22 protein-coding genes are annotated in these 27,000 nt (G+C 63.2%); 9 read left to right on the top strand and 13 right to left on the bottom strand.

The features are described 5' to 3' along the window. The first annotated feature begins 26 nt into the window (after nt 1-26). A complete protein-coding gene (locus tag ACWGTO_RS11835; protein WP_454575035.1) occupies nt 27-1,484 on the top strand; it encodes an NCS1 family nucleobase:cation symporter-1 in 1,458 nt (485 codons plus the stop codon). Nucleotides 1,485-1,595: 111 nt separating this feature from the next. Here the strand turns inward: ACWGTO_RS11835 and ACWGTO_RS11830 are convergent, their stop codons facing one another. The 5 genes from ACWGTO_RS11830 to tpiA all read right to left on the bottom strand — a co-directional run bounded on the left by ACWGTO_RS11830 (nt 1,596) and on the right by tpiA (nt 6,766). Then, a complete protein-coding gene (locus tag ACWGTO_RS11830; RefSeq protein WP_454575034.1) occupies nt 1,596-2,183 on the bottom strand; it encodes a DUF1697 domain-containing protein in 588 nt (195 codons plus the stop codon). A gap of 16 nt (nt 2,184-2,199) precedes the next feature. Further along, nucleotides 2,200-3,837 (bottom strand): CTP synthase, encoded by a 1,638-nt coding sequence (locus ACWGTO_RS11825; RefSeq protein WP_454575033.1) that lies wholly within the window; start codon nt 3,835-3,837, stop codon nt 2,200-2,202. Nucleotides 3,838-3,991: 154 nt separating this feature from the next. Further along, nucleotides 3,992-5,110: a L,D-transpeptidase gene (locus ACWGTO_RS11820; protein ID WP_454575032.1), complete on the bottom strand. Its 1,119-nt coding sequence runs from the start codon at nt 5,108-5,110 to the stop codon at nt 3,992-3,994. Between the two features lie 201 nt (nt 5,111-5,311). Beyond that, nucleotides 5,312-5,797, bottom strand: coding sequence for a preprotein translocase subunit SecG (gene secG, locus ACWGTO_RS11815; protein WP_454575031.1), 486 nt, complete (start codon nt 5,795-5,797; stop codon nt 5,312-5,314). 198 nt (nt 5,798-5,995) lie between these two features. Beyond that, nucleotides 5,996-6,766 carry a triose-phosphate isomerase gene (gene tpiA / locus ACWGTO_RS11810; RefSeq protein WP_454575030.1) on the bottom strand — a complete coding sequence of 257 codons (771 nt, stop codon included), beginning with the start codon at nt 6,764-6,766 and terminating at the stop codon, nt 5,996-5,998. A gap of 146 nt (nt 6,767-6,912) precedes the next feature. Between tpiA and ACWGTO_RS11805 the strand changes: the two genes are divergently transcribed. From ACWGTO_RS11805 to lexA, 6 genes are all read left to right on the top strand, one after another. After that, nucleotides 6,913-8,808 (top strand): peptidyl-prolyl cis-trans isomerase, encoded by a 1,896-nt coding sequence (locus tag ACWGTO_RS11805; RefSeq protein WP_454575029.1) that lies wholly within the window; start codon nt 6,913-6,915, stop codon nt 8,806-8,808. 30 nt (nt 8,809-8,838) lie between these two features. Then, complete coding sequence (gene trpD, locus ACWGTO_RS11800) at nt 8,839-9,849, top strand: anthranilate phosphoribosyltransferase (RefSeq protein ID WP_454575028.1); 1,011 nt, start codon at nt 8,839-8,841, stop codon at nt 9,847-9,849. A 4-nt stretch (nt 9,850-9,853) separates the two neighbouring features. Next, nucleotides 9,854-10,666, top strand: a complete 813-nt coding sequence (gene trpC / locus ACWGTO_RS11795; protein WP_454575027.1) for an indole-3-glycerol phosphate synthase TrpC — start codon at nt 9,854-9,856, stop codon at nt 10,664-10,666. A 2-nt stretch (nt 10,667-10,668) separates the two neighbouring features. Next, complete coding sequence (moaC, locus tag ACWGTO_RS11790) at nt 10,669-11,151, top strand: cyclic pyranopterin monophosphate synthase MoaC (RefSeq protein ID WP_454575026.1); 483 nt, start codon at nt 10,669-10,671, stop codon at nt 11,149-11,151. Continuing rightward, entirely contained in the window at nt 11,152-12,357 is a 1,206-nt protein-coding gene (locus ACWGTO_RS11785) for a molybdopterin molybdotransferase MoeA (protein WP_454575025.1), read from the top strand. A gap of 118 nt (nt 12,358-12,475) precedes the next feature. After that, nucleotides 12,476-13,219, top strand: coding sequence for a transcriptional repressor LexA (gene lexA / locus ACWGTO_RS11780; RefSeq protein WP_454575024.1), 744 nt, complete (start codon nt 12,476-12,478; stop codon nt 13,217-13,219). Here the strand turns inward: lexA and ACWGTO_RS11775 are convergent. Beyond that, entirely contained in the window at nt 13,213-15,669 is a 2,457-nt protein-coding gene (locus ACWGTO_RS11775) for a ComEC/Rec2 family competence protein (RefSeq protein WP_454575023.1), read from the bottom strand. The two genes, lexA and ACWGTO_RS11775, sit on opposite strands and share 7 nt — an antisense overlap. 103 nt (nt 15,670-15,772) lie before the next feature. Between ACWGTO_RS11775 and gltX the strand changes: the two genes are divergently transcribed. Next, nucleotides 15,773-17,197: a glutamate--tRNA ligase gene (gltX, locus tag ACWGTO_RS11770; protein WP_454575022.1), complete on the top strand. Its 1,425-nt coding sequence runs from the start codon at nt 15,773-15,775 to the stop codon at nt 17,195-17,197. 181 nt (nt 17,198-17,378) lie between these two features. Then, complete coding sequence (gltA, locus tag ACWGTO_RS11765) at nt 17,379-18,707, top strand: citrate synthase (protein ID WP_454575021.1); 1,329 nt, start codon at nt 17,379-17,381, stop codon at nt 18,705-18,707. A 58-nt stretch (nt 18,708-18,765) separates the two neighbouring features. On the opposite strand, the gene lpxB is transcribed toward gltA, so the two are convergent. The 7 genes from lpxB to rseP form a co-directional block, all read right to left on the bottom strand. Beyond that, on the bottom strand, nt 18,766-19,944 hold the full coding sequence (lpxB, locus tag ACWGTO_RS11760) for a lipid-A-disaccharide synthase (protein ID WP_454575020.1): 1,179 nt from the start codon (nt 19,942-19,944) through the stop codon (nt 18,766-18,768). Next, on the bottom strand, nt 19,934-20,836 hold the full coding sequence (locus ACWGTO_RS11755; protein ID WP_454575019.1) for an LpxI family protein: 903 nt from the start codon (nt 20,834-20,836) through the stop codon (nt 19,934-19,936). Before ACWGTO_RS11755 ends, lpxB begins: the two co-directional genes overlap by 11 nt. After that, nucleotides 20,823-21,656: an acyl-ACP--UDP-N-acetylglucosamine O-acyltransferase gene (gene lpxA / locus ACWGTO_RS11750; RefSeq protein WP_454575018.1), complete on the bottom strand. Its 834-nt coding sequence runs from the start codon at nt 21,654-21,656 to the stop codon at nt 20,823-20,825. The genes ACWGTO_RS11755 and lpxA overlap by 14 nt, the downstream gene beginning before the upstream one ends. A gap of 15 nt (nt 21,657-21,671) precedes the next feature. Further along, nucleotides 21,672-22,124: a 3-hydroxyacyl-ACP dehydratase FabZ gene (gene fabZ, locus ACWGTO_RS11745; RefSeq protein WP_142865736.1), complete on the bottom strand. Its 453-nt coding sequence runs from the start codon at nt 22,122-22,124 to the stop codon at nt 21,672-21,674. 1 nt (nt 22,125) lies between these two features. Next, nucleotides 22,126-23,184 carry a UDP-3-O-(3-hydroxymyristoyl)glucosamine N-acyltransferase gene (gene lpxD / locus ACWGTO_RS11740; protein WP_454575017.1) on the bottom strand — a complete coding sequence of 353 codons (1,059 nt, stop codon included), beginning with the start codon at nt 23,182-23,184 and terminating at the stop codon, nt 22,126-22,128. 77 nt (nt 23,185-23,261) lie between these two features. Continuing rightward, entirely contained in the window at nt 23,262-25,634 is a 2,373-nt protein-coding gene (gene bamA, locus ACWGTO_RS11735) for an outer membrane protein assembly factor BamA (protein WP_454575016.1), read from the bottom strand. Between the two features lie 217 nt (nt 25,635-25,851). Beyond that, nucleotides 25,852-26,994: an RIP metalloprotease RseP gene (gene rseP / locus ACWGTO_RS11730; RefSeq protein WP_454575015.1), complete on the bottom strand. Its 1,143-nt coding sequence runs from the start codon at nt 26,992-26,994 to the stop codon at nt 25,852-25,854. Nucleotides 26,995-27,000: the final 6 nt, after the last annotated feature.

The following is a 27,000-nucleotide window of genomic DNA, read 5'->3' as shown; positions in this document are numbered from 1 at the left end:
GCGTGCTGCAAAAAGGGGACATCGCCATGACAATACAGGGTGCCTCGCCTGACCTCTACAACGAGGATCTGGCTCCGGCAAAAATTCGAAACTGGGGACCGTTTTCCATCTTCAATGTCTGGACGTCGGACGTTCACAGCCTGTGGGGCTACTATCTCGCTGCCAGCCTGTTTCTGTTTTGCGGCGGATTCGTCAATTTCATCATCGCCATCGGCATCGGCTCGCTGATCATCTATGCCCTGATGAACATGGTCGGCTATGCCGGCGTGAAGACCGGCGTGCCCTACCCCGTGCTGGCCCGCGCCTCCTTCGGCATCTGGGGCGCCAACATTCCTGCCCTGGTGCGCGCCATCGTCGCCTGCTTCTGGTACGGCGCACAGACGGCGGCAGCCTCCGGGGCGATCGTGGCGTTGTTGATCCGCTCGCAATGGTTCGCCGATTTCAACGCCAACACGCATTTCCTCGGCCATAGCGGCCTTGAGGTGATCTGCTTTGTCGTCATCTGGGCGCTCCAGCTCTTGATCATCCAACGCGGCATGGAAACCGTGCGCCGCTTCCAGGATTGGGCTGGCCCGGCCGTGTGGGTGATGATGCTGATCCTGGCGATCTATCTCTGCGTCAAGGCCGGAACCTTCGCCTTCACCAGCGATATCCCAATGGATGTGCTGTTGGAAAAGACCAAGGATGCCGGCGTGCCGGGAACGCCCGGTTCGTGGACGGCGCTGTTTGCGGTGGCGGCGATCTGGGTGACCTATTTCTCGGCGCTCTATCTAAACTTCTGCGATTTCGCCCGTTATGCGCCCGACCAGGCGTCGCTGCGCAAGGGCAACATCTGGGGCCTGCCGGTCAACCTCATTCTGTTCTCGTTGGTCGCCGGCGTCACCACCATCGCCGCCTATGACGTCTACCACGAGGTGTTGCTGCATCCCGACCAGATCTCGGCCAAGTTCGACAGTTGGTTCCTAGCAGCACTTGCCGCACTGACATTCGCCGTGGCGACGCTCGGCATCAATGTGGTGGCGAACTTCGTCTCGCCGGCCTTCGACTTCTCCAATGTCTTCCCGCGCCAGATCGACTTCAAGAAAGGCGGCTATATCGCTGCATTGATCGCGCTTGTGCTCTATCCCTTCGCGCCGTGGGAAGGCAGCGCCGCGTCCTTCGTCAACATCATCGGCGCGACGATGGGGCCGATCTTCGGCGTGATGATGGTCGACTACTATCTGATCCGCAAAGGCGAGGTCGATGTCGAGGCGCTCTACCGCGAAGACGGCGAATTCCGCTTCCAGGGCGGCTGGCATGTCAATGCCTTCATCGCCGCCGGCATCGGCGCCATCTTCTCGTCGATCCTGCCCAACTTCACCAACTGGCTGCCGGCCTGGTGGGGCGTCTATGGCTGGTTCTTCGGCGTGGCGATTGCCGGCGCGATCTACTACGTGCTGCGCACCATGGCGCTCGGCGCTGGAGCGAAGACGGCGAAGGCGTGAGCACACTTTCCCCTTCTCCCCCTGTGGGAGAAGGTGGATCGGCGCGTTAGCGCCGAGACGGATGAGGGATGTTCCAGCGGAGTGAGACGTTGGCGTTCCCTGGAACACCCCTCATCCGTCGCCTTCGGCGACACCTTCTCCCACAGGGGGAGAAGGGAAGTCCCTACCGACCATCTCAGCCAACCTGCGCACCGTGTTCCAGTTGCGTGCAGTCCCTATGCCGAGACGCTTGTGATTCATGGCCGCAAGCAGCCTTGAACTTGGCCGCTCGCGCGAAAAGACGACCCAGATGTCGCCCTCGACCGACGCCACCTTCTCGTCCTCGGCGGCATAGGCCTGTAGCGCGGCGACGCCATCTGCGGGCGTAGGCGTGCGCATGATCCGTACCGCGACCTGATCGCCAGTTTCAGCCGACTCGGCTGGGAATGGATTGGCGGCGGCAAGCTTCAGCCAGTCCTCGGCAGTGCGCACGATGATGACGACATGGCGGCCGAAGGTTTTTTCGAAGGCCGTTTCGAGCCGCTGTTCCAGCCTGGCTATGTCCGCCGCCCGTGTCTCGAAGACCAGATTGCCGGTCGCCACAAGCGTGCGCGGGTTCTTCAGCCCGAGGCTTTCGGCCATCGCCTTGAGGTCGGACATGACGACCCGGCGGCCGTCGCCGAGGATGATGCTGTAGAGCAGCGCGACATAGGTCTTCACCGGCGCCGCCAGCGACTTATACCAGCCGCGACTGGTCCACCGCAGCCGAGATGAAGCTGGCAAACAGCGGATGCGGCTCAAGCGGCCGGCTCTTCAGTTCCGGGTGATACTGAACGCCGATAAACCAGGGATGGTCTGGGTATTCGACCGTTTCCGGCAGCACGCCGTCGGGCGACATGCCGGCAAACACCAGGCCGCAATCTTCCAGCCGCTCCTTGTAGTCGACATTGACCTCGTAGCGGTGGCGGTGGCGCTCTGAAATCTGCGTGTCGCCATAGATCTCGGCGATCTTCGAGCCCTTGGTGAGCTCGGCCTGATAGGCGCCGAGCCGCATCGTGCCGCCGAGATCGCCTGATACGCGGCGCTTTTCCAGCATGTTGCCTTTCAGCCATTCTGTCATCAGGCCGACCACCGGCTCCTCGGTCGGGCCGAATTCGGTCGACGAGGCATGCTCGACCCCGGCCAGCGAGCGCGCCGCCTCGATGCAGGCCATCTGCATGCCGAAGCAGATGCCGAAATACGGCACCTTGCGCTCGCGGGCGAATTTCGCTGCCAGGATCTTGCCTTCGGAGCCGCGCTCGCCGAAGCCGCCGGGGACCAGGATGCCATGCACCTTTTCCAGCCAGGGCGTCGGGTCTTCCTTCTCGAAGATCTCGCTTTCGATCCAGTCGAGCTTGACCTTGACGCGGTTGGCCATGCCGCCATGCGACAACGCCTCGATCAGCGATTTGTAGGCGTCCTTGAGGCCGGTATATTTGCCGACGACGGCAATCGTCACCTCGCCTTCCGGATTGTGGATGCGGTTGGACACCGCCTGCCAGGGCTCCATGCGCGGCTTGGGCGCCGGATCGATGCCGAAGGCGGCCAGCACTTCCGAATCGAGGCCTTCCTTGTGGTAGGCCATCGGCACGTCATAGATGTGCGGCACGTCGAGCGCCTGGATGACAGCACTCTCGCGCACATTGCAGAACAGAGACAGCTTTCTGCGCTCTTCCTTGGGAATGGCGCGGTCGGCGCGGACCAGCAGGATATCGGGCGCAATGCCGATGCCGCGCAGTTCCTTGACCGAATGCTGGGTCGGCTTGGTCTTCAGTTCGCCGGCCGTCGGGATGTAGGGCATCAAGGTCAGGTGGACATAGACCGCATTGTTGCGCGGCAGGTCGTTGCCGAGCTGGCGGATCGCTTCGAGGAAAGGCATCGCCTCGATGTCGCCGACGGTGCCGCCGATCTCGCACAGCACGAAATCGTAGTCGTCATTGCCGTCGAGGACGAAATGCTTGATCTCGTCGGTGACGTGCGGAATGACCTGCACAGTCGCGCCCAGATAGTCGCCGCGCCGCTCGCGCTCGATGATATTCTTGTAGATGCGGCCGGTGGTGATGTTGTCCTGCTGATTGGCCGAGCGGCCGGTGAAGCGCTCGTAATGGCCAAGATCGAGATCGGTCTCGGCACCGTCATCGGTGACGAAGACCTCGCCATGCTGGTAAGGCGACATCGTGCCGGGGTCGACATTAAGGTAAGGGTCGAGCTTTTTGATGCGTGCGCGATAGCCTCGCGCCTGCAAGAGAGCCCCAAGGGCCGCTGCGGCAATGCCTTTTCCAAGTGAGGAAACCACGCCGCCTGTGATGAATACATATCGCGCCATGGGAGTCATCGCTTAACGCGGCCGAATTGATTCCGCCAGAGAAAAAACCGCCGCTGAGGCTTTTTCCAGAGAAGGCGCGATAGTCACGAGGTTCGAGACTGTTGTTTTAGTCAAAACAAAAGGGCCGGCAGAAGCCGGCCCTTTCGGCAGGATTGGGAGAACGTCAGATGATGACGACCTTGGTGCCGACCCTGACACGGCTGTAGAGGTCCATGACGTGCTCGTTGATCATGCGGAAGCAGCCATTGGAGGCGCTGGTTCCGATCGACTGCGGCGCGATGGTGCCGTGGATGCGCAGATGCGTGTCCTTCTTGCCGTCATAGAGATAGATGGCGCGGGCGCCGAGCGGGTTCTGACCGCCGCCGGGCATGCCGTCCTTGTACTGGCCATAGTGCTTGGGCTCGCGCTTCTGCATGTCCAGCGTCGGGATCCAGCGCGGCCATTCCTGCTTGTCGCCGACGGCGACCGTGCCCTTGAACTGCAGGCCTTCGCGGCCGACGGCGATCGCATAACGGCGGGCCGTCGAGGATGATTCGACGAGATAGAGGCGGCGCGCGCTGGTATCGATGACGATGGTGCCGGCGGAATAGCCGCTGAATTCGACTTCCTGCGGCACGAATTCCGGCTTCACCTTGAACTGCTTCTTTGCCTCGCGCTTGGCCAGAGCCTGGTCGAGCGCGCGCGTCTCGGGAAGATAGGCAATCGAGGAGGCAGAAGATGTACCACCGAACAGGCCGGCGAACAGACCGCCGCTCTGTGGCTTCTGGCCAGGGGCCTCGCTGCGCAATTCGCTATTGTTGCCGGTCAGCGCGACGTTCATCGCTTCGGCCGGGAGCGGCTCGGCCGACAGGATCGGCTCGATTGGCGCTAGCGGGTCAACCGGCGCAATGATCTTGGTGGTCTTCTTGGCCGACTTGGCGTCGGCGACCACGACCGGCTTGCCCTTGCTGGCCAGGAAGGCCTGGCGCTGGGCGTCGGCTTTGGCTTTTGCCGCCTCGCGCATGGCCAGCTTGCGGGCCTCGAGTGCCTTGGCGCCGGCTGCCGCCTTGTCGGCAGCGATCTTGTCTTCGAGCTTGCTGATCTGAGCCAGCTCCTCAGGGCTCGGGTCTTTCTTCTTCTTGAGAAGCTTCAACTGCGCCGCATCGCTCTTGGCGGCGACGTTGATGACAGCGGTTTTGCTAACCGCCTGCGGTGAGGTCATTGCCGGAGTGCCGGCGAAGGCCGCGGAGCTCATGCCGAATACGGCACAAAACCCCATAAAAATGAAGCTGCGAAGCTGCATGGCGAAGATCCGATCGTTCAATGCTTGTTGCCCACGGCGTCGCCCGGCGCCCCCCAAGGGCGCAGAAAGTGCCGCGCGCAATCTATAATCGAAGTGCCGGAGGAGCCTCAAGCGGGAGGCATAGTCGAATCTTCGTGATCATGTGCATTTGCCGCGACTGTGTTGAAACAACAACAGATCGCGGCGTCTGAGCTTACCCGACTACTGGTTCGGAACCTGTGGCGTGACCGGCAAGGTGACGCCGTTGGCAGCCGGCGGCGTAGCCGAATCGGTTGCAGGCGGCGTCGCCGGGGCCGGAGCCGTCGCAGGGGCTGTGGTGGCGGGAGCGGTGGCCGGAGGCGTCGTGGCGGGGCCATTGCCCGAAGGCGCAGCCGGTGCGGTGGTGCCGGCAGGTGGCGTCGTGCCGGGCAACTGGTTGAGCACGCCATTGCCGGCCGGCACGCGGTCGAGAATGTCGATCGGCTTTTCGCCGTAGCGGGCAACGATCGAGAGTGTCAGCGACGTGACGAAGAAAGCCGCGGCCAGGATCGCCGTCGCCCGCGTCAGCGCATTGGCGGCGCCGCGCGCGGTCATGAAACCGGAACCGCCGCCGATGCCGAGACCACCGCCTTCGGAGCGCTGCAGCAGCACCACGCCGACAAGGGCGAGCACGACCATGAGGTGGATGACGATCAGTACGGTTTCCATATTTTATCCTGGCAAGCCCTGCCGCTCCCTGGCGATCAGGGCCGGCGATTTGGAGGCGGCTCCATACAATGCTTTAACGGCATTTCCAAGCCCGTGGCCGGAATATGGGAAGCAATGCGCCCTTTGCAACGATTTCGGCCGCAGCGCGGCGTTTGATCAAGTCGGCGACGGAACTGGTCGGCAACGAAATTTCGGGGCCTACGCGATATTCTCGTAGGCCTCGGCAATGGCGAGAAAATCCGCCGCTTTCAGGCTGGCGCCGCCAACCAGCGCGCCGTCGACATTTTTGACGCCGAGCAGTTCGACCGCATTGGACGGCTTGACCGAGCCGCCATAGAGGATGCGGATCTTGCCGGCCACCGAGGCGCCGAGCCCCTCCGACAGTTTTTCGCGGATATGCGCATGCGCCTCGGCCACGTCGTCGGCGGTTGGCGTCAGGCCGGTGCCGATCGCCCATACCGGCTCGTAGGCGATGACGGTGTTGGCTGGCGTCGCGCTGGGCGGCACCGAGCCGGCGACCTGGCGCGACAAGACGTCGAGGGCAGCGCCCGCCTCGCGCTCGGCCTTGGTCTCGCCGATGCAGATGATGGCGACGAGCCCGGCTCGCCATGCGGCAGACGCCTTGGCCTGGACGGTCGCATCGTCCTCGCCGCGCTGTTCACGGCATTCGGAATGGCCGACAATGACGTGGCTGGCGCCGGCGTCCTTCAGCATCTCGGCCGAGACACAGCCGGTGAAGGCGCCGCTTTCCTTGGTGTGGCAATCCTCGCCGCCGGACCGCACCGGCGTGCGCGACAGGATTTCGGCCGCGCGCGACAACAAGGTGGCGGGCACGCAGACCAATGCTTCGGTCTCGGCGTCCAGCCCGCTCATGAAGCCGTTGCCGATCATCCTGAGCTCGTTCAGCGAGGCGCTGGTGCCGTTCATTTTCCAGTTGCCGGCAACGAGCGGTCGAATTCCTGGCGTCATGGGATCTGGTTCTCCGGGCGACATTGGGGTCTCGCCCTCCCTACCAAAATCAGGCCACAAAGCAATCGACAGTGAGCCGGAAGGGCGCTATTGCGCTTGTTTCAGACTCGGGCGCACACGAAAGTGCGGAAAAATCGGAAGTAGCAATGCTTGGTATATTGAGAAGCGCGGCGGGGACCTGGGTCGCGAAGACCCTGCTGTTACTGCTGGTGGCAAGCTTTGCCGCCTGGGGCGTCACCACCCGCCTGGCGGGCGGCTTCCTGGCCGGCCATCACGCGGTCATCACCGCCGGCAGCACCACCGTGTCGATCACCGAATACCGCCTCGCCTACGATCGCCAGATCAACATGCTGCAGCAGCAGATCGGCCAGCGCATCAGCCGCGAGCAGGCCAAGGCCTATGGCATCGACAACCAGGTGCTGGCGCAGCTGGTGTCGGGCGCCGTTCTCGACGAACAGGCGCGCAAGCTCGGGCTCGGCTTCTCAAAGGACAAGTTGGCCGAATTGACGCGCCAGGAACCCGCCTTCCAGGGCCCGAATGGCCAGTTCGACCGGCGGCTGTTCGAATCGCGGTTGCGCGAGCTCGGCATGCGGCCGGAGGACTATCTGAAGAACCGTTCCCAGGTGGCGGTGCGCCAGCAGATCGTCGAGGCGGTTTCGGACGGCCTCAAGGCGCCGGACACGTTCTTCAAGGCGGTCGCGCTCTATCGCGGCGAAGACCGCACCATCGACTATCTGACCTTGCCGAAGGCGCTGGTCGAGCCGATCGAGGCGCCGTCCGACAGCGTGCTTCAAGCCTATTTCGAGGCCAACAAGAAAACCTACGCGGCGCCTGAATACCGCAAATTCTCCTATGTCCGGCTCGAGCCTGAAGACATCATGGATATCAGCGCCGTGACCGACCAGCAGGTCAGCGACGACTACAACAAGAACAAGGGGCGCTACACCACGCCGGAGATGCGCACCATCGAACAGCTGGTGTTTCCGACGCTGGATGCCGCCAAGGCAGCATCCGATTCGCTGAAGACGGGCGCCACCTTCGACAAGATCGTTATCGCGCAGGGAAAGACCCAGGCCGACACGTTGCTTGGCACGCTCTCCAAGGACAAGATCAGCGACAAGGCAGTCGCCGATGCCGCATTCGCGCTTGCCGTCAACGAAGTCAGCCCGGTCGTCCAGGGTACGTTCGGCCCTGTGCTTTTGCGCGTCACCGATATCAAGCCCGAGGTGGTGAAGCCGCTGGCCGAAGTGTCAGACCAGATCCGCAAGGATCTGGCACTGGGCGAAGCAAGCCGCATCCTGCTCGACGTGCACGACAACTACGAAGACACCCGCGCCGCCGGCAGCACGCTGGCCGAAGCCGCCGCCAAGCTGAAGCTCAAGGACGTCACCGTCGACGCCATCGACCGCACCGGCCTCAAGCCGGACGGAACCGTCATCAAGGACCTGCCGGCATCGCCGGACCTGATCAAGGCGGTGTTCGAGGCCGAACCCAACACCGAGAACGAGGCCCTGACCACGACCAACAATGGCTTCGTGTTCTACGAGCTGACATCGATCACGCCGGCGCGCGACCGCACGCTGGACGAGGTTCGCCAGCGGGTGGTGGCGGACTGGACGACAGAGGAAACAACCAAGCGGCTGACCGCCAAGGCCGATGAGCTCGACAAACGCCTCAAGGCCGGCACCACGCTTGACGTCATCGCCGGCGAACTGAAACTTGAAAAGCAGACCAAGCGCGGTGTGAAGCGCGAGGCCGACGATGTCGATTTCGGCAAGGACGGCGCGGCAGCGATGTTCGGCGTCGGCGAAGGCGGCACCGGGCTGATCCCCTCGCCCACCGGCGAAGGCCAGATTCTGTTCAAGGTGGCCGAAGTGTTCGAGCCGGCCGGAGCCGATGCCAGTTCGGTGCCCGACGATGCCCAGAAATCCTTCACGCAAGGCATGTCCGACGATCTGCTCGACCAGTTGGTGGCGCAGCTGCAGACGCAGTACGCCGTCAGCGTCGACCAGGCCGCCGTTGCCCAGGCCTTGGCTCAATGAACGCCTTAACCCAATGAATGTCTTGGCCCCATGAGCGCCCTGAAGATCCATATCGCCAAGGTCGCCACCGGGACCGCGCTGACCTTTGACGAAGCGCGCGAAGCCTTCGACATCATCATGTCGGGCGACGCGACGCCTGGCCAGATCGGCGGCTTCCTGATGGCGCTGCGCGTGCGCGGCGAGACGGTGAGCGAGATTTCCGGCGCTGTCGCCACCATGCGCGCCAAGATGCTGCGCGTCGAAGCCCCTGAAGGCGCCATCGACATCGTCGGCACCGGCGGCGACAACTCGCACTCCGTCAACATCTCGACGGCTTCGGCCTTCGTCATCGCCGGCTGCGGCGTGCCGGTGGCCAAGCATGGCAATCGCGGCCTGTCCTCGCTGACGGGCGCCGCCGACGTGCTGGTTGCGCTCGGCGTCAAGATCGATATCCCGCCGGACGTGATCGGACGCTGCATCCATGAGGCCGGCGTCGGCTTCATGTTCGCGCCGGCGCATCATCCTGCGATGAAGCATGTCGGCCCGACCCGCGTCGAACTCGGTACCCGCACCATCTTCAACCTGCTCGGCCCGCTGTCCAATCCGGCTGGCGTCAACCGGCAGATGGTCGGCGTGTTCCTGCCGGAATGGATCGTGCCGGTGGCCGAGACATTGAAGGCGCTGGGCACAGAGCATGCCTGGGTCGTCCATGGCGACGGCTATGACGAGATCACCACTACCGGCGAGACGCAAGTTGCGGAACTTGCCGGCGGCGAGATCCGCCATTTTACGCTCATCCCGGAAGCGGTGGGTTTGCAGCGCCACACCAAGGACGAGTTGCGCGGCGGCGATGCCGCCTACAACGCCAAGGCATTGCGCGACATGCTGGGCGGCGCTACCGGGGCCTATCGCGACACGGTGCTGATGAATGCCGGCGCCGGTATGGTGGTGGCGGGCAAGGCAACGACGCTGGCCGACGGCATGGCGGCGGCGGCACAAGCCATCGACAGCGGCCGGGCGCTGGGCGTGCTCGACAGGCTGGTCGAGATTTCGAACGGATAGGACCGTGGCTGACATTCTGCGCAAGATCGAGGCCTACAAGCGCGACGAGATCGCGACGGCAAAGGCGAAGATACCGCTGGCCGAGATCAAGGCGCGGGCCAAGGACGCGGACGCGCCGCGCGGCTTTCTCAAGGCGCTTGAGGCGAAGCGCAGATCGGGCAGTTTCGGGCTGATCGCCGAAATCAAGAAGGCGAGCCCGTCCAAAGGCTTGATCCGCGCCGATTTCGACCCGCCGGCGCTGGCCCGGGCCTATGAGAAAGGCGGCGCCGCCTGTCTTTCGGTGCTGACCGATGCGCCATCCTTCCAGGGCGCGCCGGAATTTCTCACCAACGCGCGCAAGGCGGTGTCGCTTCCCGCGCTGCGCAAGGATTTCCTGTTCGACCCCTATCAGGTCTACGAGGCACGCGCCTGGGGCGCCGATGCCATCCTGATCATCATGGCCAGCGTCGACGATGCCTTGGCGAGCGAACTGGAAGCGACCGCATTCGAACTCGGCATGGATGCGCTGATCGAGGTGCATGACGAGGCCGAGACGCAGCGCGCGGTAAAACTGTCGTCGCAGCTGATTGGCATCAACAACCGCAATCTGAGAACATTCGAGACCAGCCTTGAAACCTCGGAGCGGCTGGCGTCGATGGTGCCGGGCGGCCGATTGCTGGTCAGCGAAAGCGGCATTTTCACCCACGACGATTGCCTCAGGATGCAAAAGACCGGCATCGAAACCTTCCTTGTCGGCGAAGGCCTGATGCGGCAAGAGGATGTCGCCGCGGCAACGCGCCTGCTTTTGACAGGCAAGGCGACAGCCGAGGTAGCCTGACGATGACAGCCGCCCTCACCCATCTCGGCGCCAAGGGCGAGGCCAACATGGTCGATGTCGGCGGCAAGGACGAGACGACGCGCACGGCAATCGCCGAGGGCTTTGTCTCGATGCGGCCTGAAACCCTGAAGATGATCCTCGATGGCGACGCCAAGAAGGGCGATGTGCTGGGCACAGCGCGCATCGCCGGCATCATGGCGGCCAAGAAGACGCATGAGCTGATTCCGCTCTGCCATCCGCTGCTGTTGACCAAGGTGTCGATCGACATCGAGCCGGATCCCGCTTTGCCCGGCCTAAGGGTCACCGCGCTCGCCCGCGTCACCGGCAAGACGGGCGTCGAGATGGAGGCGCTGACCGCTGCATCGGTGGCCTGCCTGACGATCTACGACATGGCCAAGGCGGCCGACCGCGCCATGGTCATCTCCGGCATCAGGCTGGTGGAAAAGACCGGCGGCAAGTCCGGCGACTACAAGGCGGGTTCGTAAATGGCGCTGGTTCCGGTCGCCGAGGCGCTTCAACGCCTCCTCGACGGCGCTGCGGCGCTGCGGGGTGAAAGCGTCGCGCTGGCGGATGCGGCCGGCCGGGTGCTGGCGGAGTCAGTCGTAGCGCTGCGCACCCAGCCGCCTTTCAACGCGTCCGCCATGGACGGCTATGCGGCCCGGGCGCAGGATGTGGCATCCGCCCCGGCGCGGCTTTCTGTAATCGGAATGGCGCCTGCCGGGCGCGGCTTTGACGGCACTGTCGGCAAGGGTGAGGCCGTGCGCATCTTCACGGGCGCGCCGCTGCCTGAAGGCGCAGACACCATCGTCATCCAGGAAAATGTCAGGGATCTCGGCGGTGGCCAGGTCGAGGTCACCGAGCCGACGGCAAAGGAACGCAACATCCGCCGCCGCGGGTTGGATTTTGCGCAAGGTGACGTCCTGCTGGAGAAAGGCCGCGTGCTCGATCCGGCCGCACTTTCGCTGGCGGCATCGGCCAACCATCCGATGGTGAATGTGGTGCAACGGCCGCTAGTCGCCATCATCGCCACCGGCGACGAGTTGCTGCCGCCGGGCAGCGCGCTTGGCCCCGACCAGATCATCTCGTCCAACGCCTATGGCGTCGCGGCCGCCGCGCAATCGGTCGGCGCGCGCGCTCTCGATCTCGGTATCGCGGCCGACCGTAGGGAGGCGATTGCAGCACTGGTGCAGAAGGCAGTCGCGGCAAAGGCCGACGTCATCGTCACGCTCGGCGGAGCTTCGGTCGGCGACCACGACCTTGTGCACGACGTGCTTACCGGCGAAGGCATGAAGCTCGATTTCTGGAAGCTTGCCATGCGCCCGGGCAAGCCGCTGATGTTCGGGCGTCTCGGCGACATCAGATGCATCGGCCTGCCCGGCAACCCGGTGGCGAGCCTGGTCTGCTCGCAACTGTTCCTGAAACCGCTTTTGGCGCAGCTGGGTGGCCGCGCCCATCGGCAGGATATGCGGCAGGCGCAGCTCGGCGCCGCGATGCCGGCCAACGATCTCAGGCAGGACTACGTGCGCGCCGTGATCACGGAAGAAGCCGGCGCACTTGTCGCAACGCCGTTCGGCATCCAGGATTCGTCGATGCTGCGAATGCTGGCCGACGCCAACGGCTTGATCGTGCGCGAGCCCTTCGCTCCAGCCGCCGCCGCGGGCGCCGCCTGCAGCGTGCTGATGTTACGCTGAACAAAACGTCAACACATTCATTAAACTTTAAAAGGTTGCGGAACACAACTGGAACAGATAGTGTTTGTTCTGGGTTTGTTTTTTCTGATTCTGGTTTCAGAACCCGTGGGGGGCCGCGATGCTGACGCGCAAACAACATGAACTCCTGATGTTCATTCATGAACGCCTGAAGGAGAGCGGAATCCCGCCGTCTTTCGACGAGATGAAGGAGGCGCTCGATCTCGCTTCCAAGTCCGGCATTCACCGCCTGATCACGGCGCTGGAGGAGCGCGGTTTCATTCGCCGGCTGCCGAACCGGGCGCGCGCGCTGGAAGTGCTGCGGCTGCCAGACTCGATTGCACCCGGCCTCAATGCGGCGAAAAAGTTCTCACCAAGCGTTATCCAGGGCAGCCTCGGTCAGAACCAGGGGGGTCTCGGCCGCCAGATCAAGCCGGCCTCGCCCTCGCGTTCGATGTCTGCCGGCAATGACGACGCGGTTTCGGCGGTGTCGATCCCGGTTATGGGCCGGATCGCCGCCGGTGTGCCGATCGACGCCATCCAGCACCAGACGCATTCGATCTCGGTGCCGCCCGACATGATCATGGGCGGCGAACACTACGCGCTCGAGGTCAAGGGCGACTCGATGATCGAGGCCGGCATTTTCGACGGCGACACCGTCATCATCCGCAATGCCGACACCGCCAGCCCCGGCGAGATCATCGTGGCGCTGGTCGACGACGAGGAAGCGACACTGAAACGCTTTCGCCGCAAGGGCGCCTCGATCGCGCTGGAAGCCGCCAATCCGGCCTATGAGACCCGCATCTTCGGACCGGATCGGGTCAAGGTGCAGGGCAAACTGGTCGGGCTGATCAGGCGTTACTGAGCCGGTTTAGGTTTGTACTTTTCGCGCTGCTTGTAAGGCGGCAGGCCGCGTGCTTCGCGTGAGAAGTGGCGTTGCTCGTGCCAGGGACGGTAGGGTTTGTCGACGGCGAAGCGAATGGTTGGGGCTGTCGCGGCCGATTGCGGATCGAAGAAGACGGCGGCACTACCATCGCGGGCAAGCTGCTTCTTGGTCACGACCAGAACCAACGGGTCGCGGCACGGATTGTAGGCGGTGGCGTCGTCGATGACGATCAGGCTCGCGAAAGCGCAGGCTGGCCGGGCTGTTTTGCGGTCTTTTGCAAGCGCGACAATGGCTCCGGACGGGTGCCGGGCAATGCAGAGATCGCCTGTGCAGTAGAAGGGTGAGCCGGGCGGCAGGTCGAGCGGATCGAGATCGAACCGCCTGTCTCCCGTCTCAAATGTCTCGGGCTGAATGATGGTCTCGGCCATCAGCGCCCGTTTCCAGTTGTCGGTGGTGAATTCGTTTGCGCGGTCCCGGTTGAGAGCGAGCTCGCCGCCACCGATCGGCACAGCCACCAGATGCGCATCCTCGGAAATGAGCACATCGGGCGTGTGCACCTGCGGCACCGTCAACAGACCAGCCAGCGCGAAAGGTACGGCCGCCAGCCTCAGCCAGGTTGTGGCCATGGTTGCGATGACCAGTGCGACCGTTGCCAGCAACACGGACTGGATGGAGATCAGGCCGACGGCATCGAGCGGCGAACGCTCGGAGATCCAGGCAGAGATCGCGATCATTGCCGTCAGGCCCTTGCCCATCACATAGAGGAATGGCCCGTCCGCGCCGAACGGCATGGCCAGCGCACTGAGCACTCCGAATGGCATGACAACCAGCGATACGATCGGCATCACAATGAGATTGGCGAGCAGACTGAGCGGCGACACGCGCTGGAAATGCCAGATCGCGAACAGCAACGTGGCGCTGCCGGCAATGATCGAGGTCATGGCGAGGCCGCCCATGCCAGCCAAGAATCTTTGCGACAGAAAACCGACAAGGGAGCGCTTTGCCGGCGGCGTTCTCACTTTGTCGGCGCGGTAGTCGGCCCAGCCGGCATAGGCGCCGACAAGGGCGGCGGTGGCGGCAAACGACATCTGAAAGCTCGGGCCGACAACCTCATGCGGCGACACCAGGATGACGGCGATGGCCGAGATTGCCAGGTTGCGCATGGTGAGCGCGGCACGATCGAACAGCACTGCGATGAGCATCACCGCCAGCATGATGAAGCTGCGCTCTGCGGCGACCACGATGCCTGAAATGACGAGATAGGCGGCGATCGAGACGAGTGCCACGGCGGCCGCATATTTCTTCACCGGCCGGCGCGAGGAGAAATCGGGAAACAGTGCGAAGGCGCCACGCAGCAACGCCATGATGGTGCCGGCGACCAGCGCCATGTGCAGACCCGAAATGGAGATGATGTGGTAGATGCCGGTGCGCCGCATCGCTTCGTTGACCTCGTCCGGAATGCCGGCGCGCACGCCGACAATGAGCGCTGCGGCAATCTCGCCTTCGGCCCCGCCGATCTTGCCCCTGATATGATCGGCAATGTTTTCGCGCGCATTCTCAATCGCGGAAGAGAGCCGTGCAGTCAGTCGCGGCGGTTCCTGCGCGGCGATGGTTTTGGGATTGCCGAGAAAGAAGCCGCTGCCGCCGATGCCGCTGAAATAGCTGTCGAAGGAGAAATCGTAGCTCTCAGGCCGCACCGGACCCGTCGGCGGCAACAGCCTGGCATAGCCGGTCACCAGGGAGCCTGCCGTCATATCGGACGGAATCCTACGCGCCGAGAGCCTGACCCGCTCCGGCGCGTAGCGCAGCTTGGGGTGAGCGGTGGAAATCACGTCGAGCGTCAGCCTGACGCGGCCGTTCTCCATGTCTTCAAGACTGACAACGCGCCCGGTCAACCGTGTCTGGATCTCGGAGCCCAGCATCTGCGTTCCGGCGCGCCAGGTCTCGACCTTGGCGGCAACCACGCCCAACGCGCATAGCATCGTAGCCATGCAGCACAGATGCGTCCTTTGCCAGGATCGCGTGGCGACAGCACAGTATGTCGCCAACGCCACAATGGCGATTGGCTGGGCAAAGCCTGGCTCGCTGGCCAGCGAGAAATAGACAATGACCCCGGCCGCCAGGAAGACCGGCACCAGCAGGAAGGCAACGCCACGGTCGAGTTCCGTGCCGGCGGCCACCGCAACGCTGCGGCGGATTGCGGGCCATGACGGACGGCGGAGCAGTCTGCCCAGACGGACGCCAGTTCCAGGCACGGCGACAGGCGCTGATGGCGCGTCATCCGGAGACAAGGGCCGGACGCCAGGTCGCGTCTCGGGCAACGCGACGGGCATCGGCTCGGCATAGGGAGTATCGGCAAACAGAGAGCGTTCGCTGACGCTTGCTTCAGCGCCCTCGCCTTCCCTCGCGCCCCAGCTACGTCCAGCCATCGGGTCTGCCCCTTGCGCCCCAGACCTCCTATGCTACATGAACGCGCAAAGCGCGAAAGTCCGCGCGATCATGCCCTGCTTTCCAGCCCTTTCCGAGAGTTCCATGCCCGACAAGGTCGTCACCCGTTTTGCCCCCTCGCCCACCGGCTACCTGCATATCGGTGGTGCGCGCACGGCGCTGTTCAACTGGCTCTACGCCAAGCACACCGGCGGCACGATGGCGCTGCGCATCGAGGACACCGACCGCGAACGCTCCAGCGCCGCGGCAACCCAAGCCATTCTGGATGGGTTGACCTGGCTTGGCCTTTCCTGGGATGGCGAGGCCGTCTCACAGTACGAGCGCGCGCCGCGCCACCGCGAGGTGGCCGAGGAACTGGTGCGTCTGGGCAAGGCTTATTACGCCTACGAGACGCCTGCAGAGCTCGAGGCGATGCGCGAGGCGGCACGCGCCAAGAGCTTGCCGCCGCGCTACAATGGCGCGTGGCGCGACCGCGACCCCTCACAGGCTCCTGCCGGCGTCAAGGGCGCCATTCGCATCAAGGCGCCGATCTCGGGCGAGACCGTGGTGTATGACCGCGTGCAGGGCGAGGTGCGCTTCCCCAACAAGGATCTCGACGATTTCATCATCCTGCGTTCGGACGGTGTTCCGACCTACATGCATGCTGTCGTTGTCGACGACCATGACATGGGAGTCACCCACATCATCCGCGGCGACGACCATCTGACCAATGCGGCGCGCCAGACGGTGATCTACAACGCCATGGGCTGGGAGGTGCCGTCCATGTCGCACATCCCGCTGATCCACGGCGCCGATGGCGCCAAGCTGTCGAAGCGGCATGGCGCGCTCGGCGTCGAGGCCTACCGTGCCATGGGCTATCTGCCTGAGGCGCTGCTCAACTATCTGGCACGGCTCGGCTGGAGCCATGGCGACGACGAGGTGATGTCGATCAAGGATATGATCGCATGGTTCGATATTGGCGACGTCAACAAAGGTGCGGCGCGCTTCGACTTCGCCAAGCTCGATGCGCTGAACGGGGTGCATATGCGCAAGATGGACGACGTCCAGCTGCTCGACATCTTCATCGCCACTTTGCCCTATCTCGAAGGCGGCCCGGCGCTTGCCGCCCGCCTCGACGATAAGAGGAAGGCGCAGCTGCTGGCCGCCCTGCCGGGCCTGAAGGAGCGCGCCAAGACGCTGGTGGAGCTGGTCGATGGCGCCGGCTTCCTGTTCGTCGAGCGGCCGCTGCCGGTCGACGAGAAGGCGGCGGCACTTCTCAGTGCCGATGCGCGTACGATCCTGCGCGGCGCGCACGCGGCCTTGCAGACCGTTTCCGGCGAATGGACAGCCGCTGCGGCGGAAACCGCCGTGCGCGAGTTCGCGACGGCCGGCGGCCACAAGCTCGGCGCCGTGGCCCAGCCGCTGAGAGCCGCGCTTACCGGCCGCAGCACCTCGCCCGGCGTTTTCGACGTGCTTGCCGTGCTCGGCCGCGAGGAAAGCCTGGCGCGGATTGCGGATCAAATCGATTAGGAGCGAACTGGCCCAAGAAGATTGGCATTGAAAGGCGCGTTTCGCAGTGCAACATTAGGCCCTGGCCCAATCTGGCACGCACCTCCCAAAATGCGGTGGCGAGTTCGCGCATTCCGGTGATTTCGACGTGTCGTTTGCAGGACTTGCCTTGCCGGCATAAGGAAGATGAAGGAGTTTGAGAATGAGCGAAGCTGCGACAAAACTGGACACCGGCAGCAAGACGCATCCGTCGACTGCCACGCTCGAACTGGCCGGCAAGACGCACGAACTCAAGGTGCGAAGCGGTTCGGTCGGGCCTGACGTCATCGATATCGGTGCGCTCTACAACACCACCGGCGCCTTTACCTACGACCCCGGCTTTACCTCGACGGCAAGCTGCGAGTCGGCGATCACCTTCATCGACGGCGATGCCGGCATCCTGCTGCACCGCGGCTACCCGATCGACCAGCTGGCCGAACATGGCGACTTCCTCGAAGTCTGCTACCTCCTGCTTTACGGCGAACTGCCGACCAAGGCGCAGAAGGACGATTTCGACTACCGGGTGACGCGCCACACCATGGTGCACGAGCAGATGTCGCGCTTCTTCACCGGCTTTCGCCGCGACGCGCACCCGATGGCTGTGATGTGCGGCGTGGTCGGCGCGCTGTCGGCCTTCTATCACGACTCCACCGACATTTCGGACCCATATCAGCGCATGGTCGCCTCGATGCGACTGATCGCCAAGATGCCGACGATCGCGGCGATGGCCTACAAATACCATATCGGCCAGCCCTTCATTTACCCGAAGAACGAGCTGAACTTCGCCGCCAACTTCCTGCATATGTGCTTTGCTGTGCCGTGCGAGGAATACAAGATCAACCCGGTGCTGGCGCGCGCCATGGAGCGCATCTTCATCCTGCATGCCGACCACGAGCAGAACGCCTCGACCTCGACGGTGCGTCTCGCCGGCTCGTCGGGCGCCAACCCGTTCGCCTGCATCGCCGCCGGCATCGCCTGCCTGTGGGGCCCGGCGCATGGCGGCGCCAACGAGGCGGCGCTCAACATGCTGGGTGAGATCGGCCATGTCGACCACATCCCGGAGTTCATCGCCCGCGCCAAGGACAAGAACGACCCGTTCCGGCTGATGGGCTTCGGCCACCGTGTCTACAAAAACTACGACCCGCGCGCGAAAATCATGCAGAAGACGGCGCATGAGGTGCTGGGCGAGCTCGGCATCAAGGACGATCCGCTGCTCGATATCGCCATGGAGCTGGAAAAGATCGCGCTGACCGATTCCTACTTCATCGAGAAGAAGCTCTATCCGAACGTCGATTTCTATTCCGGCATCACGCTGAAGGCGCTGGGCTTCCCCACCACCATGTTCACCGTGCTGTTCGCGGTCGCCCGCACCGTCGGCTGGATCGCGCAGTGGAAGGAAATGATCGAGGATCCGCACCAGAAGATCGGCCGCCCGCGCCAGCTCTATACCGGCGCGCCGGAACGCGACTACGTGCCGATCGCCAAACGCTGATCGAGGCCGCATCCGGCTTTGCCAATGACAATGCAAAAAGCGCCCGCAAGGGCGCTTTTTAGTTGGAGTGACGAAGCTTGATGTGGCGAAGAACGACATCCGCCGCGATATCGCCCGAGAGTTTGTCGGTCGCCATGCGCCGTGCAACCTCGGCAAAGCCGTCCTTTTGCCAGGTGCGATAGGCAGTGTCTGAAAACAAAGCCTCGACTTGCCGCGCCAGATAGCGTGGCCGGACATATTGGTTGTAGTGTTCCGGCACGATCGCCTTGTCGGCGATCAGATTGGGCAAGGCGGCGCTCCATACCGTGACCAGCCCCTGGACCATGCGCATCACCGGATCGAGCCGGTAGCAGGAGATCATCGGCACACCAGACAGCGCCAGTTCGAGCGATACCGTTCCCGAAGCAATCAGCGCCGCATCGGCCTTGCCGAAGGCCTGCCATTTGCGCTCGGCATCGAGGATGATCTCAGGCTTTTCGTCCCAGCGCGCGACTGATGTTTTGACCAGATCTGCGACATGCGGCACCGTGGGCAACAGCAGACGCAGGCGGTGTCCGCGCGCGCGCAGCGCCGAGACCGTCTGGCCGAACGGATCGATAAGCCGGCTTACCTCGCCGCGCCGCGATCCTGGCAGGACGAGCAGTGTCTTGGCGCGGTCTGCCGAGAGATCGCGCGGCTGGCCTTGCGCCCTTGCCGCGCCAAGCACACCCGGATCATGTGTGAGGCGGTGTCCGACATAGGTACCGGGCGGACCGCCGAGGCGGCTCAGCTCCTTCACCTCGAAAGGCAGGATGCACAAGATGTGGTCGACATAGGGCTTCATCGCCACCGCCCTGCCCGGCCGCCATGCCCAGACACTCGGGCAGACATAGTGGATGATCGGGACGGAAGGATCGGCAGCGCGGACTTTCTTGGCGACGCGCAGCGAAAAATCCGGGCTGTCGATGGTGATCAGACAGTCGGGTTTCTCGGCAGCGACCGCACTTGCCGTCTGGCTGATGCGCCGCATCAGGCGCGGCAGATCGCGCAGGATGGCGCTGAGCCCCATCAGCGCGATCTCGGCCCCGTCGAACAGCGGCACCAGCCCGAGCGCCTGCAGATGCCGTCCGCCAATGCCGACCAGCCTGATATCGCGCCCGGTCGTGCGCTTCAGCGACTGGACGATGTCGGCGCCCAACAAGTCACCGGATTCTTCGCCGGCGACGATGGCGATCTTCAGCGGTTTCTCAGCTGCCATGGCCAGGCTCCACGGCCGGCAGGCCATACACGAACAGCCCAAGCGCGTTGGCGCGCGCGACAACGACGGGACCTTCGAGGATCAGCGAACGGCCGGCCTCGACGGCAATGCCGGCAAGCCCGGCGGCGTGTGCTGCCTCGACCGTCTGGGGGCCGATGGACGGCAGATCGGCGCGCAGTTCCTGGCCGGGTTTGGCGCATTTGACCAGGACGCCGCGCGTCTTGCCGGCGAGCCTGCCATGGCCGCGCAGCTGCTGCGTCCGCTCGAGCAGTCCATGGGTGCCCTCGACGCCTTCCAAAGCGATCGCGCGGCCGCCTATCGCAATCGCCGCCTGGCCGATGTCGAGTGCGCCGATGGCCTTTGCCGCTGCATGTGCCGCTTCGATATCGCGCCAGTCGGACTTTCGCGGCACTGCCTTGGTCAGCGGCCCTTCTGCCGCCACGAGCCGGGGCACGACCTCGTGCGCGCCGACGACCTTGATGCCGCGCGCCTCCAGGCCACGGGTCAATATTTTCAACAGGCCGTCGTCGCCGCGCGCAAGCGCCATGGCGACGGAGGGTATCAGCGCCACCAGCGCAAGGCTCGGGCGCATGTCGACCAGCCGCGGCCGGCGCCTGATCTCGCCGGCAAGCACCAGATGGGTGATCCGTCGGCGTCTCAGCAACGCGACCAGTGAGCCGACGTCTTCCAGCGCCAGGCTTTCATGCTCGTAGATTGTGAGGTCCGATTGACGGTCCGCCTGACCTTCGACCAGGATGATGACGGGCGGATGTCCGGCCTCTGCCAAGCCGGCGGCAACTTCAACCGGCAGGCTGCCGCCGCCGGCAATGATACCGACCCTGGCGTCCGGCGCGAGATCGAGGCCCGTTGAGCTGGCCTCAGTCTTCGTCATCGGCATCGTCGCCGGCGCCACCTTTAAGCGACGGGACGGCATAGTGCCGCTTGCCGCGACTGGCGATGAAATCGATGATCTTCATGGCGGTCGGCGACGAGGCGAACTCGGCCTTGGCGAATTCGATGTTTTCGCCGACGGTGCGGGAGCGGTCGAAGATCGTCTTGTAAGCCTTGCGCAGCAAGTAGATTTCAGCGCGCGGCAACCCAGCGCGCTTGAGGCCGATGATGTTAAGCCCACGCAGGCTGGCGCGGTTGCCCACGGCAATGGCGTAGGGAATGACATCGCCGACAAACGCCGAGCAGCCGCCGAGAAAGGCGTTGTCGCCAACACGTACGAACTGATGAACGGCGCTGAGGCCGCCAATATAGACGTTGTCACCGATCTCGCAGTGTCCGCCGAGCGTTGCGCCATTGGCGAAGGTTGCGTTTTTGCCGACGACGCAATCGTGAGCGATATGGGCATAGGCAAGGAAATTGCCATTGTCGCCAATGGTCGTCTCGCCGCGGCTGGAATCGGTGCCGAGATGCATGGTCACGCCTTCGCGGATCGTGCAGTTCTGGCCGATGACCAGCGTGGTGCGGCCGCCCTTGTGCTTGGTGTTCTGCGGGGGGCCGCCGAGCGTCGCCATCGGATAGACCTTGGTGGCGGCACCAATGGTGGTCGCACCCAGCACCGAGACATGGCTGACCAGTTCGACGCGGTCACCGATAACGGCGTCAGCGCCGACATAGCAGAAAGGCCCGATGGAGGCGCCTTCGCCGATTTGAGCACCGGCCTCGATAACGGCCGAGGGATGGATTGAAGCATGGATTTTCATAAGCATTTCGAACCGTCAGCCGGTAACCATCATTGCCGAGATCTCGGCTTCGGCGGCCTTTGCGCCTTCCACCATGGCCTCGCAGGCGAATTTGAGCAGGTTACCGCGCATTTTGATTTTCTTGACGTGGATCTTCAGCTGGTCGCCCGGAACGACCGGTTTGCGGAATTTCGCATTGTCGATGGTCAGGAAATAGACCAGTGACGGCTTTTCCGTGTTGAGGCTGCGAATGCAGATCGCACCAGCCGTCTGGGCCATGGCCTCGACGATCAGCACACCCGGCATCACCGGCTGGTCCGGGAAATGGCCCTGGAAATGCGGCTCATTGATGGTCACGTTCTTGATGCCGATGGCCGAGTCGTTGCCATCGATTTCGACGATTCTATCGATCATCAGGAAGGGATAGCGATGTGGCAAAAGCTTCATCAAACCCAATATATCGACCGCTTCGAGCGTCGCCGGCACCATCTCAGCTACTTCCCCCCTCGCCCTGCTTGCGCGTCCTGGCGAGCTTGCGCAGCATGGCGATCTCGCGCATGGCTTCCGCCATCGGCTGCGCCGGATAGCCTCCCCAGATCTCGCCCGCCGGCACGTTGCTCATAAACCCGCTTCTCGCCGCAAGCTTGGCTCCCGATCCTATGGTCAAATGATCGGCAAGGCCAACGCCGCCGCCCATGGTGACACCATCGCCGACGACGACGGAGCCGGAGATACCCGAAAGCCCTGCTATGATGCAATTGCGGCCGATGCGAACGTTATGGGCGATCTGCACGAGATTGTCGATCTTGGTGCCCTGGCCGATGACCGTATCCGACATGGCGCCGCGATCGACTGTCGTGTTCGAGCCGATTTCAACATCGTCCTGGATGATGACGCGGCCGATCTGCGGCACACGCTCGGGCCCTTTGGCACCGCCGACGAACCCGAACCCGTCCTGGCCGATGCGGGCGCCGCCATGGATGATGACGCGGTTGCCGATCAGCGCATACTGGACGCTCACGCCTGGACCAATATAGCCGTCGCGGCCGATCTGGCAGGAAGGGCCGATAACGGCGTGCGGCGCAATGACGGTTCCGCTGCCGATGGAAGCGCGCGGGCCGATGACTGCTCCGGCCTCGATGATGGCACCGGCCTCGACATGCGCCGAGGCATCGACATGAGCCTGCGGCGAGACCCCGGTTTCGCTGGTCATCGGTCCTGGAGTGGCCGCCGTCGGGAACAGCAGCCGGCCGACCATGGCGAAAGCCTGTTGCGGTCGAGGATGGACCAGAACCGCAACACCGGCCGGCGCCTTGGCGGCGAATTCCGTGGGACAAAGCACTGCCGCCGCCTTCAGCGACTGCATCAGCGCGAAATTGCGCTTGCCGTCGACGAAGACGAGCGCACCCTCGCCGCCTTCGCTGGCTGGCGCCAGGGCGTCGATCGATATGTGGGCAAGGTCGGAATCGACAAGCGACGCGCCGGTCAGATTCGCGACTTCGCCAGCCGTATACCGGCGTGATGGCGCGAAGAACACCGGATCGGTCATTCCAGAAGCAATATCCAGCTAGGTCGGATCAATTCACTTCCGGACCCCAACGGCCCGGAAGCATCGTTACCCGCGCATTAGAAGCGGCTCGACATGCCGAAGTTGAACTCCTGCACGTCGTCGGTCTTTTCCTTCTTGACGGGCATCGCGTAGTCAATGCGGATCGGGCCGAAAGGCGATGACCACAACAAGCCGACACCAACCGAGGCGCGCAGCTTCATGTCAGTTGAGGTTTGGGTGACACCAACGGTGTCAATCGCGCTGCCATACAGTGTAGCGGCATCTGCAAACACGGCTCCGCGCAAACCAAAGCTTTCCGGAATGACCGGTACCGGGAACTGCATCTCCGCCGAGGCATTGAAATAAGTAGTGCCGCCGAGATGGTCACCCGTTGCAATATCCGCAGGGCCGATACCGCCATACTCGAAGCCGCGGATCATGCGATCGCTGCTCTGGAACTGATCGAAGATACGCAGGCCGTCATCGCCATAGCCGGCAATATGGCCAGCGCCGCCTGAGATCAGGCCGACCAGATCCAGCTGTTCGGACAAGGTCTGGTAGACTGTGCCGCGACCCGTAACCTTGACGAATTTGGCATCACCACCAAGGCCGGCCACTTCCACACCCGTGGTGGCATAGATGCCCTCATGCGGGCTCTTCATGTCGTCGATGGTGTTGTAAACCAGCCCAAGGCTGACCGACGACTTGATCCACGGGCTTTCGTCAATTCCCTCGACGATCGCCGGAGATATGTCGCAGTCGGCGTCGGGAACGCCATCGTGAGGTGTGTCATCGCAACCGTCGTCGAGCTTGTACTTCTCCTGGGCGATGTTGTAGCCCAGCTGGGTCGAAATGTTGTCGGTGATCGGCAGACCGAACCGAACTGTCGCGCCCAGCGTCTCGCTGTCATACTTGGAGTAGTTTCGCGTCTGTTGGTAGATGTCAAAGCCCGCTGCGATGCGGCGCCCGAGGAAATAGGGCTCGGTGAAGGACAGGCTGTAGTCGCGCGAATTTTTGCCGCCGCCAGCCGAGACCTTGATGTACTGGCCGCGACCGAGGAAGTTGCGCTCCGCGATCGATCCTTCGACGGACGGACCTGCGGTCTCGCCACCGGTCGAATAACCGGCGCCGACCGAGAACTCGCCGGTCGACTTCTCGACCACGTCGACCACCAGCACGACCTGGTCGGGCTCGGATCCCGGAACGGTCGAGATGTCGACTTTCTCAAAATAGTCAAGCGCTTCCAGCCGCTTCTTCGCGCGCTGGATGAGGACCTGGTTGAAGGCATCGCCTTCGCTTACATCGAATTCGCGACGAATGACGTAGTCGCGCGTGCGATCGTTGCCGCGGATTTCGATGCGTTCGATATAGGCCTTGGTGCCCTGGTCGATCGTATAGACAACCGAAATGGTGTGGTTTTCGAAATTACGGTCGCCGCGCGGCGTCACCTGGGCGAAGGCATAGCCCGAACCCGCGACCTTCTCGGTCAGCGCGATGATGGTGTCTTCGACATCCTTGGCGTTGTAGACGTCGCCCTTGTGGGTCTGGACCACCGATTCCAGCGACTTCGAGTCGACCTCGGGAATGGTGCTCTCGACACTGACGTCGCCGAACGTATAGCGGTCGCCTTCCTGCACGGTGATGGTGACTGTGTACTGGTTGGTGGTGTCGTCGAGCTCGCCGACAGCGGAGACCACCTGGAAGTCGGCATAGCCGTGATTGTAGTAGAAACGACGCAGCGTCTCCTGGTCGGCGCGCAGCTTGTCCTCGTCATAGACGTCGTCGCGCAGCACAAAGGACAGGATACCCGAGCGCTTGGTGGCAATGACGTCGGACAGACGGCGGCTCGAATAGGCGCTATTGCCAACGAAATTGACCGCGGCGATCTTGGTGCGACCGCCTTCGTTGATGTTGAAGACCACGTTTACCCGGTTGTCGCCGAGATCCATGATTTGCGTCGTCACGGCGGCATCGTCACGACCGATACGCCTATAGGCGGCCTTCACCGCCTCGACATCGGAATCCAGCGTTGCCTGGGAGAAGGTGCCGCGCGGCTTCAACTGCACCGCGACTGCCAAGGCATTGTCCTTGAGCTTCTTGTTGCCCTGGAACAGGACCTGGTTGACGACCTGATATTCAGCGACCTTGACGACCAGCGTCGAGCCGACCTGGTTGATCTGGACGTCGGAGAACAATCCGGTGCCGAACAGTGCCTTGACCGCATCGTCGATATCGGCGCTGGAAAACGCCTTGCCGGGCTTGATGGTGATGTAATTGCGAATGGTGTCGGCGTCGACACGCTGGTTACCGCTGACCTCGACTCTCGAGACAACGGCCGCCTGCGCCGCAGATGTGGCAACGAACTGCACTGCGAGCGCGCCTGGCACAACCAGAGCGGCGGACATAGCCACCGCGGACGCGGCGCTCAAAAACTTGGATGCTGCCTTCATCGGGCTTTTGTACCTTTTCTCGAAGTCCCCACGGCGAGAAAACCGGACGTGCGGTAATTTCCCCTACCGTATTAACCGGATTTTCCCTACACACAAGGCTTCTGGTTAATTTGTAATTACTTAACCCTGATGCGTGGCTTTCGCGTCACGCATACCCCCGTGCATGGTAAACGGCGTCTCAACATTGCCGGTGCCGAAGCCGAATTTCTTCATGATTTCAGCACCCAAACAGATCGTTCCAGAAAACGAAGCCCATAAATCCCAGCACCAGAAAGAGGCCGGCCCGGTACCCCATCTCCATCATCCGCTCCGATACCGGACGTCGGAAAACGACTTCGATGGCGTAGAACAGGAGATGGCCGCCGTCGAGGGGGGGAATCGGCAAAAGGTTCAGAATTCCGATCCCGACTGACAGCAAAGCAACAAGTTGCACCAGCCATTCGAAGCCAAGTTTGGCCGCCTGCCCCGACATCTTGGCGATCTTGATCGGGCCGCCCAGCTGGCATTTGTCCTCGCGGCCGACAACGAAACGTTGCAGGAAGTGACCAGTGCCCTGAATGGCCTGCCCCGTCTGCTCGACCGCCGCTCCGAGCGCGCCAATCGGGCTGTAGGTGATCACTCTTGGCTGGCCGAGTTCCTTGTTGTTGACGACGCCGATGACGGCCACCCTGGTTTTGTTGCCTAGCGCGTCCTGCTGTTCCATCAACTCCGGCGTCGCGGTGACGGTGATCTCCTTGCCATCGCGCAGCATGGTGAAGGTGAGCGAGTCGCCGGCGCGACCCTGCACAAGGCGCTGGACGTCGGCGAAGGTCTCAACCTTGCTGCCATTGACGGCGACGAATCGATCGCCGGGCAAAATGCCGGCCTTTTCCGCCGGGCTACCGGCGGTGACTTGAGCCACCATCGGCTCCAGCACCGGGCGGCCATAGAGAGAAAACATCACGGTGAAGACGGCGATGGTCAAAAGGAAGTTGAACAGCGGCCCGGCAAACACCGTGGCCGCGCGTTTCCAGATCGGCTGGGTGTGGAAGGCAACTTCGCGTTCGGCATCGGTCAGCTTCTCCAGCCCTTCCGTGCCGGGCTGGCTCGACGTGACGCTCATGTCGCCGACGAATTTGACATAGCCGCCGAGCGGTATGGCGCAGAGCTTCCAGCGCGTGCCGTGGGTGTCGTTGAAGCCGAAAAGCTCGGGGCCGAAGCCGATCGAGAAAGCTTTTACGCCGATGCCGCACCAGCGGCCGACGAGATAGTGGCCCATTTCGTGAACGAAGACGACGACGGTCAGCACGAACAGAAACGGCACCAGTGTGCCGAGGACAAAGCCTTCCGTGCTGAAAAACGCGTGAAGAATCTCGTTCAAGTCGTG

Source organism: Mesorhizobium sp. PL10 (genome assembly GCF_053714315.1).
Note: the sequence above shows the minus strand (reverse complement) of the source record. Positions and strands in the feature narration are given on the sequence as shown.

Excerpts from the sequence above, each read along its gene's own strand:
- ACWGTO_RS11835 (WP_454575035.1), top strand. The coding sequence starts at position 27 with ATGACAATACAGGGTGCCTCGCCTGACCTCTACAACGAGGATCTGGCT.
- ACWGTO_RS11825 (WP_454575033.1), bottom strand. The coding sequence starts at position 3,837 with ATGACTCCCATGGCGCGATATGTATTCATCACAGGCGGCGTGGTTTCC.
- ACWGTO_RS11820 (WP_454575032.1), bottom strand. The coding sequence starts at position 5,110 with ATGCAGCTTCGCAGCTTCATTTTTATGGGGTTTTGTGCCGTATTCGGC.
- secG (WP_454575031.1), bottom strand. The coding sequence starts at position 5,797 with ATGGAAACCGTACTGATCGTCATCCACCTCATGGTCGTGCTCGCCCTT.
- tpiA (WP_454575030.1), bottom strand. The coding sequence starts at position 6,766 with ATGACGCCAGGAATTCGACCGCTCGTTGCCGGCAACTGGAAAATGAAC.
- ACWGTO_RS11805 (WP_454575029.1), top strand. The coding sequence starts at position 6,913 with ATGCTTGGTATATTGAGAAGCGCGGCGGGGACCTGGGTCGCGAAGACC.
- trpD (WP_454575028.1), top strand. The coding sequence starts at position 8,839 with ATGAGCGCCCTGAAGATCCATATCGCCAAGGTCGCCACCGGGACCGCG.
- moaC (WP_454575026.1), top strand. The coding sequence starts at position 10,669 with ATGACAGCCGCCCTCACCCATCTCGGCGCCAAGGGCGAGGCCAACATG.
- ACWGTO_RS11785 (WP_454575025.1), top strand. The coding sequence starts at position 11,152 with ATGGCGCTGGTTCCGGTCGCCGAGGCGCTTCAACGCCTCCTCGACGGC.
- lexA (WP_454575024.1), top strand. The coding sequence starts at position 12,476 with ATGCTGACGCGCAAACAACATGAACTCCTGATGTTCATTCATGAACGC.
- ACWGTO_RS11775 (WP_454575023.1), bottom strand. The coding sequence starts at position 15,669 with ATGGCTGGACGTAGCTGGGGCGCGAGGGAAGGCGAGGGCGCTGAAGCA.
- gltX (WP_454575022.1), top strand. The coding sequence starts at position 15,773 with ATGCCCGACAAGGTCGTCACCCGTTTTGCCCCCTCGCCCACCGGCTAC.
- gltA (WP_454575021.1), top strand. The coding sequence starts at position 17,379 with ATGAGCGAAGCTGCGACAAAACTGGACACCGGCAGCAAGACGCATCCG.
- lpxB (WP_454575020.1), bottom strand. The coding sequence starts at position 19,944 with ATGGCAGCTGAGAAACCGCTGAAGATCGCCATCGTCGCCGGCGAAGAA.
- ACWGTO_RS11755 (WP_454575019.1), bottom strand. The coding sequence starts at position 20,836 with ATGACGAAGACTGAGGCCAGCTCAACGGGCCTCGATCTCGCGCCGGAC.
- lpxA (WP_454575018.1), bottom strand. The coding sequence starts at position 21,656 with ATGAAAATCCATGCTTCAATCCATCCCTCGGCCGTTATCGAGGCCGGT.
- fabZ (WP_142865736.1), bottom strand. The coding sequence starts at position 22,124 with ATGGTGCCGGCGACGCTCGAAGCGGTCGATATATTGGGTTTGATGAAG.
- lpxD (WP_454575017.1), bottom strand. The coding sequence starts at position 23,184 with ATGACCGATCCGGTGTTCTTCGCGCCATCACGCCGGTATACGGCTGGC.
- bamA (WP_454575016.1), bottom strand. The coding sequence starts at position 25,634 with ATGAAGGCAGCATCCAAGTTTTTGAGCGCCGCGTCCGCGGTGGCTATG.